This is a genomic window from Actinomyces sp. ph3 (genome assembly GCF_000308055.1).
Classification (GTDB): domain Bacteria; phylum Actinomycetota; class Actinomycetes; order Actinomycetales; family Actinomycetaceae; genus Pauljensenia.
The window spans coordinates 716361-734883 of sequence record NZ_CAGY01000001.1; the positions used below are offsets into that span (position 1 = coordinate 716361).

General features: G+C 59.6%; 32 protein-coding genes. All 32 read right to left on the reverse strand.

The annotated features are described in order from the left end of the window. Positions 1 to 219: 219 nt before the first annotated feature. Positions 220 to 1206 carry a tRNA pseudouridine synthase A gene (locus HGAS_RS03275; protein ID WP_019126482.1) on the reverse strand — a complete coding sequence of 329 codons (987 nt, stop codon included), beginning with the start codon at positions 1204 to 1206 and terminating at the stop codon, positions 220 to 222. Next, on the reverse strand, positions 1194 to 1943 hold the full coding sequence (locus HGAS_RS03280) for an ROK family protein (RefSeq protein WP_019126483.1): 750 nt from the start codon (positions 1941 to 1943) through the stop codon (positions 1194 to 1196). Before HGAS_RS03280 ends, HGAS_RS03275 begins: the two co-directional genes overlap by 13 nt. A gap of 131 nt (positions 1944 to 2074) precedes the next feature. After that, positions 2075 to 2656: a 50S ribosomal protein L17 gene (gene rplQ / locus HGAS_RS03285; protein ID WP_019126484.1), complete on the reverse strand. Its 582-nt coding sequence runs from the start codon at positions 2654 to 2656 to the stop codon at positions 2075 to 2077. A 41-nt stretch (positions 2657 to 2697) separates the two neighbouring features. Continuing rightward, the gene (locus tag HGAS_RS03290; protein ID WP_009408803.1) at positions 2698 to 3696 is read right to left on the reverse strand and encodes a DNA-directed RNA polymerase subunit alpha; all 999 of its coding nucleotides are present in this window, start codon (positions 3694 to 3696) and stop codon (positions 2698 to 2700) included. A 150-nt stretch (positions 3697 to 3846) separates the two neighbouring features. Continuing rightward, on the reverse strand, positions 3847 to 4254 hold the full coding sequence (rpsK, locus tag HGAS_RS03295; protein ID WP_009408802.1) for a 30S ribosomal protein S11: 408 nt from the start codon (positions 4252 to 4254) through the stop codon (positions 3847 to 3849). Positions 4255 to 4309: 55 nt separating this feature from the next. Next, positions 4310 to 4684 carry a 30S ribosomal protein S13 gene (rpsM, locus tag HGAS_RS03300; RefSeq protein ID WP_009408801.1) on the reverse strand — a complete coding sequence of 125 codons (375 nt, stop codon included), beginning with the start codon at positions 4682 to 4684 and terminating at the stop codon, positions 4310 to 4312. Between the two features lie 141 nt (positions 4685 to 4825). Next, positions 4826 to 4939: a 50S ribosomal protein L36 gene (gene rpmJ / locus HGAS_RS03305; protein WP_003790577.1), complete on the reverse strand. Its 114-nt coding sequence runs from the start codon at positions 4937 to 4939 to the stop codon at positions 4826 to 4828. Between the two features lie 43 nt (positions 4940 to 4982). Beyond that, the gene (gene infA / locus HGAS_RS03310) at positions 4983 to 5204 is read right to left on the reverse strand and encodes a translation initiation factor IF-1 (RefSeq protein ID WP_009408800.1); all 222 of its coding nucleotides are present in this window, start codon (positions 5202 to 5204) and stop codon (positions 4983 to 4985) included. Positions 5205 to 5409: 205 nt separating this feature from the next. Next, complete coding sequence (locus HGAS_RS03315; RefSeq protein WP_019126485.1) at positions 5410 to 6402, reverse strand: type I methionyl aminopeptidase; 993 nt, start codon at positions 6400 to 6402, stop codon at positions 5410 to 5412. 95 nt (positions 6403 to 6497) lie between these two features. Continuing rightward, on the reverse strand, positions 6498 to 7073 hold the full coding sequence (locus HGAS_RS03320; protein WP_019126486.1) for an adenylate kinase: 576 nt from the start codon (positions 7071 to 7073) through the stop codon (positions 6498 to 6500). Further along, the gene (gene secY / locus HGAS_RS03325) at positions 7070 to 8362 is read right to left on the reverse strand and encodes a preprotein translocase subunit SecY (protein ID WP_026066605.1); all 1293 of its coding nucleotides are present in this window, start codon (positions 8360 to 8362) and stop codon (positions 7070 to 7072) included. Before secY ends, HGAS_RS03320 begins: the two co-directional genes overlap by 4 nt. Before the next feature lie 251 nt (positions 8363 to 8613). Next, positions 8614 to 9093, reverse strand: coding sequence for a 50S ribosomal protein L15 (gene rplO / locus HGAS_RS03330; RefSeq protein WP_009408796.1), 480 nt, complete (start codon positions 9091 to 9093; stop codon positions 8614 to 8616). A gap of 2 nt (positions 9094 to 9095) precedes the next feature. After that, positions 9096 to 9278, reverse strand: coding sequence for a 50S ribosomal protein L30 (rpmD, locus tag HGAS_RS03335; RefSeq protein ID WP_009408795.1), 183 nt, complete (start codon positions 9276 to 9278; stop codon positions 9096 to 9098). Then, on the reverse strand, positions 9278 to 9970 hold the full coding sequence (rpsE, locus tag HGAS_RS03340; protein ID WP_009408793.1) for a 30S ribosomal protein S5: 693 nt from the start codon (positions 9968 to 9970) through the stop codon (positions 9278 to 9280). The genes rpmD and rpsE overlap by 1 nt, the downstream gene beginning before the upstream one ends. A gap of 29 nt (positions 9971 to 9999) precedes the next feature. Continuing rightward, positions 10000 to 10371, reverse strand: coding sequence for a 50S ribosomal protein L18 (gene rplR / locus HGAS_RS03345; protein ID WP_009408792.1), 372 nt, complete (start codon positions 10369 to 10371; stop codon positions 10000 to 10002). Continuing rightward, positions 10371 to 10907, reverse strand: coding sequence for a 50S ribosomal protein L6 (gene rplF, locus HGAS_RS03350; protein WP_009408791.1), 537 nt, complete (start codon positions 10905 to 10907; stop codon positions 10371 to 10373). The genes rplR and rplF overlap by 1 nt, the downstream gene beginning before the upstream one ends. A 15-nt stretch (positions 10908 to 10922) precedes the next feature. After that, positions 10923 to 11321 carry a 30S ribosomal protein S8 gene (rpsH, locus tag HGAS_RS03355; RefSeq protein ID WP_009408790.1) on the reverse strand — a complete coding sequence of 133 codons (399 nt, stop codon included), beginning with the start codon at positions 11319 to 11321 and terminating at the stop codon, positions 10923 to 10925. 62 nt (positions 11322 to 11383) lie between these two features. Next, positions 11384 to 11569: a type Z 30S ribosomal protein S14 gene (locus HGAS_RS03360; protein ID WP_009408789.1), complete on the reverse strand. Its 186-nt coding sequence runs from the start codon at positions 11567 to 11569 to the stop codon at positions 11384 to 11386. 2 nt (positions 11570 to 11571) lie between these two features. Further along, positions 11572 to 12117 (reverse strand): 50S ribosomal protein L5, encoded by a 546-nt coding sequence (gene rplE / locus HGAS_RS03365; RefSeq protein WP_009408788.1) that lies wholly within the window; start codon positions 12115 to 12117, stop codon positions 11572 to 11574. Between the two features lie 2 nt (positions 12118 to 12119). Further along, positions 12120 to 12554, reverse strand: a complete 435-nt coding sequence (gene rplX, locus HGAS_RS03370) for a 50S ribosomal protein L24 (RefSeq protein ID WP_009408787.1) — start codon at positions 12552 to 12554, stop codon at positions 12120 to 12122. After that, positions 12554 to 12922 (reverse strand): 50S ribosomal protein L14, encoded by a 369-nt coding sequence (gene rplN / locus HGAS_RS03375; RefSeq protein ID WP_009408786.1) that lies wholly within the window; start codon positions 12920 to 12922, stop codon positions 12554 to 12556. Before rplN ends, rplX begins: the two co-directional genes overlap by 1 nt. A gap of 95 nt (positions 12923 to 13017) precedes the next feature. Continuing rightward, positions 13018 to 13284, reverse strand: coding sequence for a 30S ribosomal protein S17 (rpsQ, locus tag HGAS_RS03380; protein WP_009408785.1), 267 nt, complete (start codon positions 13282 to 13284; stop codon positions 13018 to 13020). Between the two features lie 5 nt (positions 13285 to 13289). Beyond that, positions 13290 to 13523, reverse strand: coding sequence for a 50S ribosomal protein L29 (rpmC, locus tag HGAS_RS03385; protein ID WP_009408784.1), 234 nt, complete (start codon positions 13521 to 13523; stop codon positions 13290 to 13292). Further along, positions 13523 to 13942 (reverse strand): 50S ribosomal protein L16, encoded by a 420-nt coding sequence (gene rplP, locus HGAS_RS03390; RefSeq protein ID WP_009408783.1) that lies wholly within the window; start codon positions 13940 to 13942, stop codon positions 13523 to 13525. The genes rpmC and rplP overlap by 1 nt, the downstream gene beginning before the upstream one ends. Positions 13943 to 13947: 5 nt before the next feature. Further along, positions 13948 to 14757: a 30S ribosomal protein S3 gene (gene rpsC, locus HGAS_RS03395; protein ID WP_009408782.1), complete on the reverse strand. Its 810-nt coding sequence runs from the start codon at positions 14755 to 14757 to the stop codon at positions 13948 to 13950. After that, complete coding sequence (gene rplV / locus HGAS_RS03400) at positions 14758 to 15129, reverse strand: 50S ribosomal protein L22 (protein WP_009408781.1); 372 nt, start codon at positions 15127 to 15129, stop codon at positions 14758 to 14760. A gap of 35 nt (positions 15130 to 15164) precedes the next feature. Next, positions 15165 to 15446 carry a 30S ribosomal protein S19 gene (gene rpsS, locus HGAS_RS03405; RefSeq protein ID WP_009408780.1) on the reverse strand — a complete coding sequence of 94 codons (282 nt, stop codon included), beginning with the start codon at positions 15444 to 15446 and terminating at the stop codon, positions 15165 to 15167. 13 nt (positions 15447 to 15459) lie between these two features. After that, complete coding sequence (gene rplB / locus HGAS_RS03410) at positions 15460 to 16296, reverse strand: 50S ribosomal protein L2 (RefSeq protein ID WP_009408779.1); 837 nt, start codon at positions 16294 to 16296, stop codon at positions 15460 to 15462. Positions 16297 to 16320: 24 nt separating this feature from the next. After that, the gene (rplW, locus tag HGAS_RS03415) at positions 16321 to 16626 is read right to left on the reverse strand and encodes a 50S ribosomal protein L23 (protein ID WP_009408778.1); all 306 of its coding nucleotides are present in this window, start codon (positions 16624 to 16626) and stop codon (positions 16321 to 16323) included. After that, positions 16623 to 17267, reverse strand: coding sequence for a 50S ribosomal protein L4 (rplD, locus tag HGAS_RS03420; RefSeq protein WP_026066606.1), 645 nt, complete (start codon positions 17265 to 17267; stop codon positions 16623 to 16625). Before rplD ends, rplW begins: the two co-directional genes overlap by 4 nt. A 2-nt stretch (positions 17268 to 17269) precedes the next feature. Next, positions 17270 to 17935, reverse strand: coding sequence for a 50S ribosomal protein L3 (gene rplC / locus HGAS_RS03425; protein ID WP_009408776.1), 666 nt, complete (start codon positions 17933 to 17935; stop codon positions 17270 to 17272). 11 nt (positions 17936 to 17946) lie between these two features. Next, positions 17947 to 18255: a 30S ribosomal protein S10 gene (gene rpsJ / locus HGAS_RS03430; RefSeq protein ID WP_009408775.1), complete on the reverse strand. Its 309-nt coding sequence runs from the start codon at positions 18253 to 18255 to the stop codon at positions 17947 to 17949. Positions 18256 to 18523 lie beyond the last annotated feature (268 nt).

The window sequence follows — 18523 nt, forward strand, 5'->3', positions numbered from 1 at the left end:
AACCTTCAATTCTTTCTGTCATGGGGCCTAGCATCGAATATTCGACGCACCGGCCCGCTATGAAACGGTTCCGCGAGGCATCAGCCGAATTTCTTCTCCGGCGAGTGGGAAGGCACCAGAGGTCCAGCTGACACACAGCACCTGTTAGTTTATGCGCCAAAAGGCAGCGGGGTCAAAGCGCAGACCAGAGTGTGGCTTATTCCTCATATCGTTTCTGAATCAACCAGCGCAGCAATTGCCGCCCATGGCCCATTCTTCAAGGCTTCCGTCAAAGGCAAAACCACGCATACGGCGCGCCCGGTGGACCTGATCGCTCCACTCGGCCTCGTCAGGATAACTCACGGATTCCAGGGTCAGCCCATGCGCGGGGGCAATGGGGGCCGCGTCCTGGCGCGAGGCCTTCTCAAGCAGCTGCGCGGGCCAACTTTCCTCGCGCGCTCCCCTACCGACCTCAATTAAAGCGCCAACAAGGGAACGAACCATGGAATGGCAGAAGGCATCAGCGCACACATGACACTCGAGCACCCCGGTCCCCCCGGCCTCGGGAACAATGCGCAACTCACGCAGTTCGCGGATTGTCGTTGCCCCCTCACGCGGGCGACAGAAGGCAAGGAATTCGTGCTCGCCCAGAAGAGGCTGCGCTGCTCGGTTCATCGCCTCGGTGTCGAGGGGCTGGGCAACCTCGTACACATCCCAACGTCGCGCCAGAGGCAGTTGCCCCTCGGGGACGAGGCGATAAGTGTAGGAGCGCTCAAGCGCTGCGAAACGCGCATCGAAGTCTGCGGATACCACGCTTACTTCCAAGAGACGGGCATCAGCAGTCCCCCGAGGCACTCTCAGACCGGTTGTCGCCATGTGCTCGATATATTCACGACCAAGAAGCGAGTTCACGCGTCGCAACAGTGCGCGGCAGCAGGCCTGGTTGAGTTCTTCTTCGTCTTCGGGGCGGTCGGATTCGCGTATCAAAGACTGGAAGGCGTCAGAAGCGCAATCAAAATGGGCGACTTGATGGCGTGCATGAACTCCGGCATCAGTTCGTCCTGCGACAGTCAACATCACAGGACGGCGCAAAATTGTCGAAAGCGTCTGGGTGAGAACACCCTGGACAGTACGAAGGCCATCTTGTGCGGCCCAGCCGTGGAAGAAAGTGCCATCGTAGGCAAGATCCAGACGGATTCGTAGCTGGGAATTACTTAGAGCTCCCACGAGCGCACTCCTCCGATAATGCCGGCATCGTTGGGGACAATGATCACGTCCTCACCAAGACGGTCACGGTAGGTTGGGACAATTCGTTTTGAATTGCCACCGCCCAGATACAGACGATCCCACATGTACATGGGACGCAGGCCGTCCACGACTCGGCGTACGCGGCGAGACCAATGAACGTCTCCTAGGCGAAGTCGCTCATGCTCGCCGATGTAATCGTCGTAGGTGAGACCCCATCGAATCGGCCCCTGTGAGACCTCAACGTGTGGCGAAAGCTGCCCACCATCGAAGACCGCGTTTCCAAGCCCCGTGCCCAGTGTGATGATCATTTCCAGACCGCGTCCGGTGATCACGCCGGCTCCGGCAACTTCAGCGTCATTGAGAACCTTGGTCGGAATGCCAAGAGCACTCTCAACCGCCTGCCCCATATCAAAGTGATCCCACTTCTCAACGAGCTCGGGAAGAACACGTGAGCGCGGCCCGTCCTTCGTGATGTAGTGCGGGGTTGCAATAACAACCCCATGACGAATCATTCCCGGCATCCCAACGGTCACGCGATGAGCTTCTGGAAGCTGAGCGGCAAGGTTGATGATCGTCTGAACCAACAATTCAGGAGGAAGCGGGTAGGGAGTGGGCGTCCGTTTTGGCGGGGCAACCATTGTTCCCTGCCCATCAAGGACGGAAGCTTTAATTCCGCCACCGCCGCAATCCACTGCCAGTGTCATCTCGCGAGTCATAGTTACAGGCTACAGCCACCTGTGGCTTTCATCCTGAAAAGACAAGAAATATGAAGGCTAGGATCGGCACGACAAAGGGGCCGGTACCACGAGTGGTACCGGCCCCTTTCAAGTCGCTTACGCGAAAGAGATCACTTCTCTTCTTCGACCTGCTCGGCGGCGTCAGCCTCTTCGCCGGCCTCGGCTGCGATTTCTTCAGCCTCGTTAGCCATGGCAAGATCGCCCTCTTCGCGAGCCTCTTCGGCGCGCTCGGAAGCGGCTTCTGCAGCTTCCTCAGCCTCTGCTGCAACCTCGGCTGCAGCGGCCTTTTCGGCGGTCTTCTCAGCAGACTTCACGACTGCCTTCTTCTCGACGGCCTCCATGCAGAACTCAATCTGCATCAGAGGAGCGTTGTCGCCCTTGCGGTTACCCACGCGGGTGAGGCGGGTGTAGCCGCCCTGACGCTCGGGATCAAGCGCGGGAGCGATGACGTCGAACAGGGTGTACAGGGCGTTCTTGTCGGTGATGACGCGAGCCACGGTACGGCGAGCGTGCATGTCGCCACGCTTTGCCTTGGTCACGAGCTTCTCAACGAAGGGGCGCAGGGCCTTAGCCTTGGCCTCGGTCGTGGTAAGCGAGCGGTGTTCAATGAGCTGAGTCGCAAGGTTCTTGAGGATCAGCTTCTGGTGTGCCGGGCTTCCGCCCAGACGAGCACCCTTCTTGGGGGTGGGCATTTTGTCTCCTAGGAATTTATGCGTCCATCGGACGCAGCATGTCAGATGGACTGATCGTCGCTGAAGTGGATGGAACCGGATTCGCTGGCCTCACCGGAGGGCAGGACGGAATCCTTCAGGGTCATCCCAAGGGTTGCAAGAGCTTCCTTGATTTCTTCAATCGACTTCGTACCGAAGTTGCGAATGTCAAGCAGATCCGCCTCGGAGTGAGCCACGAGCTCGCCAACAGTGAGGATTCCGCGACGACGCAGTGCGTTGTAGGAACGCGACTGCAGGCCGAGGTTCTCAATGGGCAGCGCGAGGTCGGCAGCGAGGGTGGCATCCGTGGTCGAGGGACCGACTTCAATGCCTTCGGCTTCCTCGTTCAGTTCACGCATCAAACCAAAGAGCTCAACCAAGGTCTTGCCAGCGGAGGCAACGGCGTCACGAGGGGTGATTGCCGGCTTGGTCTCAACATCGATGATCAGGCGATCGAAGTCGGTGCGCTGCTCAACACGAGTTGCCTCGACCTTGTAGGTCACCTTGACAACGGGAGAGTAGATCGAATCGATCGGGATGCGGGAAATTTCAGCCTGGGGATCCTTGTTCTGAGCAGCCGACACGTAGCCGCGGCCACGCTCGACGGTCAGCTCGATCTCAAGCTTGCCCTTTTCGTTAAGGGTTGCCAGATGCAGATCGGGGTTGTGAATCTCGACGCCGGCCGGAGGGGTGATATCCCCTGCGACGACCTCTCCCGGGCCTGCCTTACGCAGGTACATGACAACAGGCTCGTCGTTCTCGGAGGAGAGAACGATCTGCTTGATGTTCAGGATGATCTCGGCAACGTCTTCCTTCACGCCCTCGATCGTCCGGAATTCGTGAGGCACACCATCAATGCGGATGGAGGTCACGGCAGCGCCGGGGATCGACGAGAGCAGGGTTCGGCGCAGGGAGTTACCCAGCGTGTAGCCGAAACCGGGCTCGAGGGGCTCCAGGATGAAACGGGAGCGCAGTTCGCTGACCTTCTCTTCGGTCAGGATGGGTCGCTCTGCAATGAGCACGTCTTAGTCCTTTCTTCCCGGCGCCCGCCATATGACGCCGGATCGGGGTCCCGCATTGCGGGGAAAAGGTAAGGACGAGGCCACGTATTCTTGTGTGATCCCGCCCAGACGTGGGGGGTGGATTTCCGTGGGATCTCCACCCTCCGGGGCTCAGACGCGACGACGCTTCGGGGGACGAGCGCCGTTGAATGCCTGGGGCGTCACGTCCTGGATCGAACCGACCTCCAGGCCAGCAGCCTGAAGCGAACGGATCGCGGTCTCGCGGCCGGAGCCGGGACCCTTCACGAAGACGTCGACCTTCTTCATGCCGTGTTCCTGTGCGCGACGCGCGGCGGCCTCGGCAGCAAGCTGAGCAGCGAAGGGGGTCGACTTACGCGAACCCTTGAAGCCCACCTGGCCGGAGGAGGCCCAGGAGATCACCGCACCGGTAGGGTCGGTAATGGAAACGATAGTGTTGTTGAACGTCGACTTGATGTACGCGTGTCCGTGAGTGACGTTCTTTGAAATCCTGCGGCGCGGCTTGCGTCCCGCGCCGGAACGAGTGGTCTTTGCAGCCATGTGTTTCAGTTCCTTCGAAGTCGTGTGTTAAAAGTCCACGCTGGACTTAGCGGCCTTACTTGGCCTTCTTCTTACCTGCAACGGTGCGCTTGGGGCCCTTACGGGTACGCGCATTGGTCTTGGTGCGCTGACCGTGGACCGGCAGGCCACGACGGTGACGAAGTCCCTGGTAGGATCCGATCTCAATCTTGCGACGGATGTCTGCCTGGACCTCACGACGCAAATCGCCTTCCACCTTAAAGGTGTTCTCGATGTATTCGCGAAGCTTGACGAGGTCTTCCTCGGTGGCATCCTTCACGCGAAGATCGGGGCTCACGCCGGTGGCCTCGAGGGTCTCCTTGGCGCGGGTGCGTCCAACTCCATAAATGTACGTGAGCGCGATCTCCATACGCTTTTCGCGAGGGAGGTCGACGCCGGCAATACGTGCCATGTTTATGCTCCAAATTGTTCATCGGAGGTCGTCACCACTCCTCCCGGGTGAGCCACCCGGCCCCGGCCTCCGAACCGAGGGTCGCGCAAGCGCGTGTGGAATGATGCTGCCGGATTACTCCGGCGTTATCGCAGCGAGGGTTCAGCCCTGGCGCTGCTTGTGCCTGGGGTTGTCACAGATGACCATGACGTTGCCGTGGCGACGAATCACCTTGCACTTGTCACAGATCTTCTTGACACTCGGCTTGACCTTCATGGTGTGTACCTCCGCTACCCGCAGGTAGCTTGTGTCGGTGTGTTCACTTGTAGCGGTAGACGATACGGCCTCGGGAGAGGTCGTAGGGGCTCAGCTCGACGACCACTCGGTCCTCGGGCAGAATGCGGATGTAGTGCTGACGCATCTTGCCGGCAATGTGGCCAAGCACGATGTGTCCATTGCTCAATTCCACGCGGAACATCGCATTCGGCAAGGCTTCGATAACCGTGCCTTCGATTTCGATGACGCCGTCCTTCTTCGCCATATCCTCCGTCTATCCTCTACTACTTTTTCGGATTCGAACGGCCTGAGACCGTTCGGGATTGTCCCGGAAAGCAGGCATACTGCCCCCAAAGACACGTCCAAGGGTCGAGCCTACGCTATTTTGGCCCTTCTTGGAAAGCTGGATGCGGTGTCTATCGCCTCACGCTTAATGCTTGCGAGCTATCAACATAGACACGCGCGGGAGACTAGTCGAGCAGAACAGGAGTGACACCAAAGGGCGCGAGCCCTGCTACTCCCCCGTCAACTGCACTCAAGATCGCAACGCCGTCATCCAAAATCGCAATGGTGTGCTCCCATTGAGCAGCATCTGAGCCATCAACGGTACGAACCGTCCAGTCGTCATTCTCGGTGACATTCTCAATGTCTCCGCTTGTCAGCATCGGCTCGACAGCAAGAACCATTCCGGGACGCAACTTGGGCATCAGACCACGCACGCGGTAGTTCAGAACTTCCGGATCCTGGTGCATCGCGGTGCCAATCCCATGTCCGGTGAAGTCCTCGATAATTCCCGCTTCCCAACCGAGGTCCTCCGCACGCTCGGCAACGACGCGCTCGACGGCCTCGCCAACTGCGCTCACGCGCTTTCCACGAGCAACCGAGGCAAGCGCCGCCCACAGCGCCTCACGAGTAACGAGGTCAAGCTCGCGCCTGCGCGCAACGCTCCCCTGCTTTGAAACTTCCCCTGCCGAGGCCGAACCGGGTTCCCCCGCCTCGCCTTGAGGAGCGGAAGGGATAGCGCTCCCCCAACGCTTTCCTGCGCGCGGGCCCTGGTGGCGACGAACCCATGAACGCGCGAACTCTTCATCAGAGGTGAATTCATCTCCGACGATCATCGAGAAGGCTGCGTCTCCGTGCCACTGTTTGCCACTTCGTTCAAGCCATGCACCGCAGTCAAAGGTCACAATGTCACCGACTGCAAGCTTGCGCTTGTCGGGAATGCCGTGAACGATCACGTCATTGGGGGAAATGCACACTGTTGCGGGATAGCCGTAGTAATTGAGGAAGTTCGAGCGCGCACCGCAACGACGGATCGCATCTGCGCTGACCTCATCCAGCTCAGCGGTTGTTACGCCGGGACGTGCCGCTTCTCGCAGGCTTCGGTGAATTTCCGCAACAACCAGCCCGGCTTCTCGCATCCACTTGATCTGATCAAGAGTCTTGTATTCAATGTGGGACATTGTGCTTCCTTTGGATGAAACTCCGGGGCGCGATGGCTTTCACCACCGCGCCCCGGTTCCGTATCAGCGCTGAGCAGCGCCAGGGTACGTGTTGCTTACTTGTTGAGACCGTCGAGAAGGGCGAAAATGCGCTCGCTCACTTCGTCGATCGAACCGTGTCCGTCAACGACCTGAAGTAGGTCTTGATCGGCGTAGTAGGTTGCCATGGGCTCAGTCAGCTCGTGGTAGATCTCAAGGCGGTGGCGAATCACTGGCTCAGTATCATCCGAGCGATTCTGCTCGGTCGCCCGCTTGAGCATGCGAGCCACGACCTCATCTTCGTCAACCTGAATCTCTAGGACAACATCCAAGCTCACACCTAGTTCGGCAAGCATGTCACGTAGAACGTGCGCCTGTTCCAGGGTGCGGGGGTAGCCGTCAAGGAGGAAGCCGTTAACGGTATCCGGTGCGGAAAGGCGCACCTTCACCATGGGGTTCGTTACCGAATCAGGAACGAACTCTCCACGTTCCATGTATTCCTTGGCTCGTTTACCCAATTCCGTGCCTTCAGACATATTGGCGCGGAAGATCTCTCCGGTGGAGATGGCGGGAATGTTCAGGCGCTCGGCGATACGCGCGGCCTGGGTTCCCTTACCAGCTCCAGGGGGGCCGAGGAGAACGATAGCGGTCATCGCAAGAATCCTTCGTAGTGATGCTGTTGAAGCTGAGTGTTGATTTCCTTCACCGTCTGCAGGCCGACACCGATGATAATCAGAAGGGTCGTGCCGCCGAAGGGCATCTGTCCTTGGGAAATGTGCAACGGAATGATCGCCAACGAAGGAATGAGCGCGACGATGACCAGGTAGAGCGCACCGGCGGTCGTGATTCGGTTCATCACGTAACGCAGGAACTCAGCCGTAGGACGGCCTGCGCGGTATCCGGGGATGAAGCCGCCGTAGCGCTTCATGTTATCCGCCACCTCATCGGGATCGAAGGTGATCGCGGTGTAGAAGAAGGTGAAGAAGAGTGTGAGCAGGGCGTAGCTGGTCAGGTAGGGCCATGCGTCCTGGTGGAAGTTCGCGCTAATCCACTGAACCCACTTGGAGTCCTGGCTGCCGAACTGTGCAAGCATCGGAGGGAATGCCAGAAGTGAAGAGGCAAAGATGACGGGGATAACGCCCGACATATTGATCTTCAGAGGAATGTAAGTCGTCGTACCGCCGTACTGACGGCGACCGATCATGCGCTTTGCGTACTGAACGGGAATTCGGCGTTGAGCCTGCTCCAGATAAACCACGACGATCGAGACGACAAGCATCAGGCCGACGATCGCGAAGACCGCTCCCCACTTACCGCTCTGGCCGATGGTCAGAAGCTGAGAAGGCATACGCGCGGTAATAGAGGTAAAGATCAACAGCGACATACCGTTACCGATACCGCGTTCGGTGATCAATTCGCCAAGCCACATGATGACACCGGTACCTGCGGTCATAACGATCATCATCAGCAGGAAGGTCCACACCGAATTCGAAGGGATGATCTTCTCAGAGCATCCTGCGAAGAGGTTTCCGGAACGGGCCAGCGAAATAATAGTCGTGGACTGAAGAATGCCCAAGAAAATGGTCAGATAACGCGTGTACTGCGTGAGCTTCGTCTGGCCGGTCTGCCCTTCTTTGTGCAGATCATCAAAACGAGGAATCACGACGCGCAGAAGCTGGATGATGATCGACGCGGTGATGTAGGGCATGATGCCCAGCGCGAAGATCGACAATTGGAGGAGCGCACCACCAGAAAATAGATTCACCAAATCCAGCAGCGAAGCGTCACTCTGCTGAGCAAGACACTTGGTAACTGCCTGCGAATCAACGCCCGGAGTTGGGATGAAAGATCCCAAACGGAACATCGCCATGATGAATAGCGTGAATAGAAGTTTCCGTCGAAGATCTGGGGTACGGAATGCCTGCGCGAACGCACTGAGCAAGGCTTCCTCCTACGTAACGAAATAATTGCGACCATTTAGATCGCACGACTCTCAAAAGACTACCTGAAATGACAGGGATACTGTGAATCAAAAGTAGAGAACTTGAGAAACTGTGATATGGGTAAAGGCCCTCTCCCGCTTGGAGAGCCACTGAAATCGGGGGCTTCAGCGACTGGGGAAACGGCCTCGACGTGCAAGAAAGCGAAACGGGGGTAGCCCGGAAACCGAGCCACCCCCGTGGCAATCACCACTCAGCGGGTCTTGATAGAACCGCCGGCAGCAGTAATCTTCGCTTCTGCCGAAGCCGACCAGGAGTCGACCTCGATATCGAGCTTAACGGTGAGCTCACCGGTGCCGAGCACCTTCACTGCCCAACCGTCGCGCACTGCGGAACGTGCAACGAGATCCTCAACAGTCACCTTTCCACCTTCGGGGAAGAGCTCCTGCAGACGACCAACGTTGACGACCTGGTACTCAACGCGGAAGGGGTTCTTGAAGCCGCGCAGCTTGGGAAGGCGCATGTGGATGGGCATCTGGCCACCCTCGAAGCCTGCGGGAACCTGGTAACGAGCCTTCGTGCCCTTGGTACCACGTCCAGCGGTCTTACCCTTTGAACCTTCACCGCGACCGACGCGGGTCTTCGCGGTCTTTGCACCAGCGGCGGGACGCAGGTGGTGCAGTCGAACGACGCGACCCTGCTCCTCACCGGTGTTCTTCGTGGAGTCCGCCATGGTCAGTCGACCTCCTCAACTGTAACCAGGTGACGAACGGTGTGGATGGCACCGCGAACGGTTTCTGCATCCTCACGAACGACGCTCTGGCCGATCTTGCGCAGCCCGAGGGTGCGCAGTGTGTCCTTCATGTTCTGCTTGGCGCCAATGCTGGACTTGACCTGCGTGATCTTCAGCTTTGCCATCACTCAGTCACCCCCGCAGCAGCCTTATCAGCTTCGCTTGCCTCAGCGGCAGCGCGCTTTTCAGCTTCGCCTTCTGCGCGTGCACGGAGCATGGAAGCGGGAGCAACGCGCTCGAGCGGAAGACCGCGGCGAGCTGCGACTGCTTCAGGCTGTTCCAGAAGCTTCAGTGCAGCAACAGTTGCGTGAACAATGTTGATTGCGTTGTCAGAACCGAGCGACTTCGTCAGCACGTCGTGGACGCCTGCAGCCTCGAGGACTGCACGGACGGGGCCGCCGGCGATAACGCCGGTACCGGGGGCGGCGGGGCGAAGCAGAACTTCACCTGCCGCGTCGCGGCCCTGAACAACGTGGGTGATGGTGCGGCGGATCATCGGGACGCGGAAGAAGTTCTTCTTCGCTTCCTCAACACCCTTGGAAATAGCCTGGGGAACTTCCTTGGCCTTTCCGTAGCCGACACCGACGGTGCCTTCACCGTCACCGACGACAACCAGAGCGGTGAAGGAGAAACGACGTCCACCCTTCACAACCTTGGAAACGCGGTTGATGGTGACAACACGCTCGATGTACTGATCTTTACTTTCGCCCCGACGGGTGTCGCGGTTCTCGCGACCGGAGCGGCGGTCACGGCGTTCGCCGTCGCCAGAGCGCTCGGCGCCTTCCTGACCGTTCCTGCCTCGCTGCGATGCAGCCATCAGTTGATCTCTCTTTCCTCGAGGCTCAGTCACAGCTCAAGTCCGCCCTCACGGGCGGCTTCTGCGACTGCCGCAACGCGGCCGTGGTACTTATTGCCACCGCGGTCGAAGACCACAGCGGTGATGCCTGCGGCCTTTGCGCGCTCTGCAATGAGAGTGCCGACCTGGTAGGCCTTGTCCTTCTTCGTCCCTTCAGCGGCAACGAGTGCTGCTTCCTTGGTCGAAGCGGAGACCAGGGTGTGACCGATGGTATCGTCCACAACCTGTGCGACCATGTGGCGGTTCGAACGGGTGACAACCAAACGCGGACGCGAAGGGGTGCCCTGAACCTTCTTGCGCAGGCGCAGGTGGCGACGCTTGCGAGCGACGAACTTGCCTTTGCCCTTGACTGTGTACGCCATCACTTACCAGCCTTTCCGACCTTGCGACGGATGGTCTCGCCCACGTAGTGGATACCCTTGCCCTTGTAGGGTTCAGGCTTCTTGAGCTTACGGATGCGAGCGGCGGTCTCTCCAACGAGCTGCTTGTCGATGCCCGACACGGTGAACTTCGTCTGAGATTCGACGGAGAACTCGATGCCTTCGGGCGCCGGGACGAACACGGTGTGCGAGAAGCCGAGGGAGAACTCGAGGTCCTTGCCCTTCGCAACGACGCGGTAACCGGTACCGGCAATTTCAAGCTGCTTCGAGAAGCCCTTCGTCACACCTTCGATCATGTTGGCGATCAGGGTGCGGGTCAGGCCGTGGAGCGAACGAGCAACACGATCATCGGAAGGACGGGTCACAACGACCTTGCCTTCGTCGATGGCGGCGCTGATGGGTTCAGGCACAACGTGGCTCAGTGTTCCCTTGGGGCCCTTAACGGTAACGTCTGCACCATTGATGGTGACGTCGACGCCCGCAGGAATTTCGATCGGATTCTTACCAATACGCGACATTCTTCAGCCTCCTCATCACCAGATGTAGGCGAGGACTTCCCCACCCACACCCTTCTCGGCTGCCTGACGGTCGGTGAGCAGGCCGGAAGACGTGGACAGAATTGCCACGCCGAGGCCGCCGCGGACCTTGGGCAGGTTGGTGGACTTGGCGTAGACGCGCAGACCGGGCTTGGAGACGCGCTGCAGACCCTCAATAGCGGCCTCGCGGTGCGAGCCGTACTTGAGAGTAAGAACCAGCGTCTGGCCGACCTTGGCATCCTCGACGTCGATGGAGGCAATGTAGCCTTCCTCGACGAGAATCTTCGCGATCGCGGCCTTGAGCTTCGAGTACGGCATAGAAACCGACTCGTGGCGCGCGTGGTTCGCGTTACGCAGACGCGTCAGCATGTCTGCGATCGGATCAGTCATTGTCATTTGGGGATTCTCCCCTTCCTCGTCGCGGTTTCTCCGGAAAACCGGGACCTACGACGTCAGTTTTACCAGCTGCTCTTGGTGACACCCGGGAGATCGCCACGAAGGGCGAGCTCACGCAGGCACACACGGCACAGTCCGAACTTGCGGTACACCGAGCGGGGACGACCGCAACGGTTGCACCGGGTGTAGCCACGCACGCCGAACTTGGGCTTACGCGCAGCCTTGATCTTCAGTGACGTCTTAGCCATGGTCAGTCCTCCTTAAACGGGAAGCCGAGGTGACGCAGAAGAGCACGGCCTTCTTCGTCAGTGGAGGCCGAGGTAACGACCGTGATATCCATACCGCGAACGCGGTCGATGGAATCCTGATCGATCTCGTGGAACATGGACTGCTCCGTCAGGCCAAAGGTGTAGTTGCCGTGTCCATCGAACTGCTTCGAGGACAGACCGCGGAAGTCACGAATACGCGGGAGCGCAGTCGAGAGGAGGCGGTCCAGGAACTCCCACATGCGGTCGCCACGGAGGGTGACGTATGCGCCAATAACCTGGCCTTCGCGCAGCTTGAACTGTGCGATGGACTTCTTCGCCTTGCTCGTCTGAGGCTTCTGACCGGTGATGGCGGTGAGGTCGCGGATCGCGCCCTCAAGTGCCTTCGAGTCACGAGCAGCCTCGCCGACGCCCATGTTGACGACGATCTTGGTCAGACCGCCCACCTCCATGGGGTTTGCGTGCTTGAATTCAGCGCGCAGAGCATCGCGAATTTCGGAGTTGTACTTTTCCTTCAAACGCGGGGCCATAATCAGATCTCCTTGCCCTGCTCGATGCCGCGACGGGCTCCGCCACGGGTGACGCGAACGCGAACGGTGCGCGTACGGCCGTCACGCTCAACGGTGTCCTCACGGAAGCCAACGCGAACGCGCTGCTTCGTCTCAGGATCAACCAGAGCAACCTTCGACAGCGAGATCGGAGCCTCGACGGTGATGATGCCACCAGCCTGGCCCTGGGTCTGTCCCTGACGCACGTGGCGGGTCTTCAGGTTGATGCCCTCAACGAGGACCTTCTCCTGAGCGGGGAAAACGCGAATAACGCGACCCTGCTTGCCCTTGTCGCCGGGCTTGAGGGGCTCGAGGCCCTGCTCGGCACGGCGTGCGTTGCGCTTTGCGAGTTCCTTTTCGTCCGAGGTACGTCCGCGAACGACCTCGACCAAGTCACCTTTACGAATCTTCGCTGCCATCAGATCACCTCCGGTGCGAGAGAAACGATTCGCATGAACTTCTTTTCGCGCAGCTCACGGCCCACGGGGCCGAAGATACGCGTACCGCGGGGTTCACCGTCATTCTTGAGAATGACTGCCGCGTTTTCATCGAAACGGATGTAGGAACCGTCGGGGCGACGGGTCTCCTTGCGCGTACGCACGACGACCGCCTTAACGACGTCCCCCTTCTTAACATTTCCGCCGGGGATTGCATCCTTGACGGTGGCGACGATCACGTCGCCGATTCCGGCATAACGCCGACCAGATCCGCCGAGAACACGGATGGTGAGGATTTCCTTGGCACCTGTGTTGTCGGCGACCTTCAGTCGCGACTCCTGCTGGATCATTTTCTACTGACTCCTGTCGTCGAGCCGGTTCTCTGCCCCGGAGTTACCTCCGGGGCCGAGCCTTGCCGAACGGATTTCGGTCTGTTAGGCGAAGGTCACTTCGCCTTTTCGAGAATCTCGACCACGCGCCACCGCTTGGTGGCGGAGAGCGGACGAGTCTCCATAATCAGGACGAGGTCGCCAACGGAGCACTCGTTGTGCTCGTCGTGAACCTTGACCTTCTTGCTCTTGCGCATAACCTTGCCGTAGAGGGCGTGCTTCACACGGTCCTCGATCTCGACGACAACGGTCTTGTCCATCTTGTCACTGGTGACGTATCCACGACGGACCTTGCGCTCGTTGCGCACAGTGGTTTCTGCCATGTTAGTCACTCCTCAGTGCCAGGTGCGGTGCGGTAGCCGAGCTCCCGTTCACGCGCGATGGTGTAAATGCGGGCAATATTGCGACGAACAGTCTTCATACGACCGTTGTCTTCAAGGGAGCCAACTGCCTGCGCGAAGCGGAGGTTGAAGAGCTCAGCCTTTGCCTTCTCAAGCTCCTTGGACAGCTGTGCATCGTCCATGGCGTCGAGATCGGCGGTGGTCAGACCCTTATCTGCCATCAGTTGTCACCACCCTCGCGGACCACGAAACGGGTCTTCATCGGAAGCTTGTGCTGGGCGCGGCGCATTGCCTCGCGAGCAAGGCTCTCGGGCACACCGGCCAGCTCGAACATGATGCGTCCCGGCTTAACGGGAGCAACCCACCACTCGACTGCACCCTTACCAGAACCCATACGGGTTTCGGCGGGCTTCTTGGTCAGCGGGCGGTCCGGGAAGATGTTGATCCACACCTTGCCACCACGCTTAACGTGACGGGTCATTGCGATACGAGCAGCTTCGATCTGACGGTTGGTGACGTAGGCACCCTCGAGTGCCTGAATCCCGTAATCGCCAAATGCGAGCTCCGTGCCGCCGGTAGCAAAACCGGTGCGGTGCGGGCGGTGCTGCTTGCGCCACTTAGTACGACGGGGAATGAGCATTGGGCTCAGGCCTCCGTTCCGGTCTCGGTAGCGGCAGGTGCTTCAGCCGGAGCTGCCTGCTGCTGAGTGTTCTCGTGCTGCTGCTGGCCACGCTGTCCGCGACGGGGGTTGCGACGATCGCCGCGTCCACGTCCACCACGGTTGGCCTGCTCAGCCTGCTGGCGGGCAAACTCACGCTCGGTGATATCGCCCTTGTAGATCCACACCTTGACGCCAATGCGACCAAAGGTCGTACGGGCCTCGTGGAATCCAAAGTCGATGTTTGCACGCAGGGTCTGCAGCGGGACACGGCCTTCGCGGTAGAACTCGCTACGGCTCATTTCAGCGCCACCCAGACGGCCGGAGACCTGGACACGGATGCCCTTGGCTCCCGCACGCTGTGCGGACTGAATGCCCTTACGCATTGCGCGACGGAAAGAGACACGAGCAGCGAGCTGCTCAGCAATTCCCTGTGCGACCAGCTGTGCATCCAGATCGGGGTTCTTGACCTCGAGGATGTTCAGCTGAACCTGCTTGCCGGTGAGCTTTTCCAGGTTCTGACGAAGACGATCTGCTTCTGCTCCGCGGCGACCAATAACGATACCGGGGCGAGCGGTGTGCAGATCAACGCGAACGCGGTCACGCGTACGCTCGATATCGACCTTTGCAATACCTGCGCGCTCAAGGTTCTCAGTCAGGTTCTTGCGAATTGCGACGTCTTCTGCAACGTAGTCAGCGTAGCGCTGACCTGCAGTCGTCGAATCGGAGAACCAGCGAGACCGGTGATCAGTTGTGATTCCCAGGCGGAACCCGGTGGGGTTAACCTTCTGGCCCATTTACCGGTCTCCCTTCTTCTGATCTTCCTTAGTGCCAACCACAACGGTGATGTGGCTGGTGCGCTTAAGAATGCGTCCTGCACGGCCCTGAGCGCGGGGGCGGAAGCGCTTCATCGTGGGACCTTCATCAACGTAGGCTTCGAGGATCAAAAGATCCGCCTCATTGAAGGTCTCCTTAGCGGCTTCAGCCTTAACCTTCGCGTTAGCGACTGCGCTCAAGAGCACCTTGCGGACATCGGTGGCGACGGCCTGCGGGGCGAACCGCAGAATGTCGGCTGCCTCCAAAGCAGCCTTGCCGCGAACCTCGTTCACGACACGGCGTGCCTTCTGGGGCGTGACGCGGACAAAACGCGCCTGCGCCTTGGCTTCCATGAAATCCTGCCTTTTCTTCGTTACGCAAGGCCGGCTCAGCGCCGACGTCCCTTGCGATCGTCCTTGTCGTGGCTACGGAAAGTACGCGTGGGAGCGAACTCTCCGAGCTTGTGGCCCACCATCGACTCAGTGACGAAAACGGGCACGTGCTTACGACCGTCGTGCACGGCAATGGTCAGACCCAGGAAATCCGGGGTGATGACCGAACGGCGCGACCAAGTCTTGATAACGTTCTTAGAGCCGGATTCGACCGCGGCGTCAACCTTCTTCATGAGGTGATCGTCGACGAAGGGGCCCTTCTTCAAACTACGAGGCATTCCCAGCTCCTACTCAGCGATTCTTGCCGGTCTTGCGACGACGCACGATCATGCGGTCGCTGGCCTTGTTCGGACGACGGGTGCGTCCCTCGGGCTTGCCCCAAGGCGACACGGGGTGACGACCACCAGAGGTACGGCCTTCACCACCACCGTGCGGGTGGTCAACCGGGTTCATAACAACACCACGGACGTGCGGGCGCTTGCCCTTCCAGCGCATACGGCCAGCCTTGCCCCAGTTGATGTTGGACTGCTCGGCGTTGCCGACCTCACCAATGGTGGCGCGGCAGGTGATTTCGACATTGCGAATTTCACCGGAGGGCATACGCAGCTGAGCGAAGCGGCCTTCCTTTGCGACGAGCTGAACCGAAGTTCCAGCAGAGCGTGCAATCTTTGCGCCGCCACCGGGGTAGAGCTCCACAGCGTGGACGACGGTACCCAGGGGGATGTTGCGCAGGGGCAGGTTGTTGCCGGGCTTGATATCGGCCGCGGGGCCGGACTCGACAAGATCGCCCTGATTGAGCTTGGCAGGTGCCAGGATGTAACGCTTCTCGCCGTCTGCGTAGTGCAGGAGGGCGATACGAGCGGTGCGGTTGGGGTCGTACTCGATGTGAGCGACCCGTGCGGGCACGCCATCCTTGTCGTGACGACGGAAGTCGATCACGCGGTAGGCGCGCTTGTGGCCGCCGCCACGGTGGCGAGCAGTCACACGGCCGTTGTTGTTACGGCCGCCAGTCTTGTGCAGCGGACGCACCAGCGACTTTTCGGGCTCGGAACGAGTGATCTCGACGAAGTCGGAGACGCTCGAACCACGACGACCCGGGGTCGTGGGCTTGTACTTGCGAATTCCCATGATTTTCCTCTAGTTCTCCGACGCTCAGGCCTGCTCGCCGAAGATGTCGATGGTGCCTTCACGCAGGGTCACGATGGCGCGCTTGACATCCTTGCGCGTACCGATTCCGTTGCGAGTGCGGTAAACCTTGCCCTTGCGGTTCTGCGTAGCCACGGAGGCAACCTTCACGCCGAAGATCGCTTCGACGGCCATCTTGATCTCGGTCTTGTTCGAGCGAGGATCAACTTCGAAGGTGTACTTGCCCTGATCCATCAGGATCGAGGACTTCTCGGTGACAACCGGACGCAGAATGATGTCGCGGGGGTTCTTAGCGGCTTCGATCGAGCTCACTTCGTTTCCTCCTTGGTGCCAAGGAATGCCTCGAGGGCGCCCTGGGTGAAGATGACATCTTCGTTGTCGAGGACGTCATAGGTGTTGAGCTGATCTGCCCACAGCACGTGAACCTCGCGAGCGTTGCGGAGCGACAGAGCTGAAAGCTCATCGCCGCGCTCGAGCACGACAAGTGCCGGACGGTCAGCAACGAGTGCGCGAACCGCGGCCAGTGCCTGCTTGGTCGAGGGCTTCTCGCCTTCGAACAGAGCGGTCACGACGTGAATGCGACCATTGCGTGCACGGTCAGAAAGAGCCGAACGCAGAGCGCCGACCTTCATCTTCTTGGGGGTGCGCTGCGAGTAATCGCGGGGCTGAGGACCGTGGACAATGCCACCGCCAGTGAAGTGAGGCGCACGGATGGAGCCCTGACGAGCGTTACCGGTGCCCTTCTGGCGGAACGGCTTCTTACCGCCACCGGAAACCATGCCGCGCGTCTTGGTTGCGTGCGTGCCCTGACGGCCTGCAGCAAGCTGAGCGACGACGACCTGGTGCATCAGCGGGATGTTGGTCTCAACGTCAAAGACCTCTGCGGGGAGGTCGACGGTGCCGGCCTTCTTACCCTTCAGGTCAAGAACATCGATGGTACGGATTTCAGACATGATCACGCACCCTTCACAGCGGAGCGAACCAGCACGATGCCGTTCTTAGGTCCGGGAATTGCACCCGAAATCAGGAGCAGACCCTTTTCCACGTCAACGGCCTGAACGCGCAGGTTCTGGACGGTACGACGGACACCACCCATACGGCCAGCCATACGCTGACCCTTGAAGATGCGACCGGGGGTTGCGCAAGCACCGATCGAACCGGGCTTACGGTGGTTACGGTGAGAACCGTGAGATGCGGACACGCCAGCGAAACCGTGACGCTTCATAACACCGGCAAATCCCTTGCCCTTGGTGTTACCCGAAACATCGACGCTCTGTCCAGCTTCAAAGATTGAGGCATCCAGTTCCTGGCCGAGCTCGAAGCTATCGGCCTCGGAGGTGCGAACCTCGGCGAGATGGCGGCGGGGTGCAACCCCAGCCTTCGCGAAGTGAGCAGCCAGGGGCTTGGTCACCTTGCGTGCATCGATATCGCCGAAGCCAAGCTGAATAGCGGTGTATCCGTCGGTTTCCTCAGTACGGAGCTGAGTAACAACGTTGGTGCCAACCTGCACGACAGTCAGGGGCACGAGGCGGCCGTCGGCGTCCCACACCTGGGTCATACCGAGCTTGCGGCCGAGCAGCGCCTTAACAGGCGCAGCAGCGTGCTGCTTATTCTTTGTCATTGCAGATGTCCTCAGAGCTTGATCTCGATGTTGACGTCCGCGGGCAGATCGAGACGCATGAGCGAATCGACGGCCTTCGGAGTCGGGTCGATGATGTCGATGAGCCGCTTGTGCGTACGCATTTCAAACTGTTCGCGGCTGTCCTTGTACTTATGGGGCGACCGAATCACGACAAACACGTTCTTTTCGGTCGGCAGCGGCACCGGGCCCACGACAGTGGCACCTGCTCGCTGCACGGTGTCCACGATCTTGCGCGCGGAGCTGTCGATGACCTCGTGGTCATACGACTTGAGCCGGATGCGGATCTTTTGTCCCGCCATGCCGTCTTACCTCTTCTCGTACAGATTCGGCGCCGGTACCCGTATCCGGGCGTGTCGCTCTTAGCGAGAGCGCCCGGTGCGGACCGGCGTCTTGTCCAAAGATCTTGGGCATTTTGCCCGATTAAGCAGTGATTGCACTGCCTAACCGCCCCACCTCTAGCGGGGCAACCCTTCTATTTTGGCAGAAATACGCAGGCTTCCTCAAGCTCGAGGCCAAGGAAACCCATGTGAATCCACTGACATAGAAGACGTGCGCATGCATTGCTCC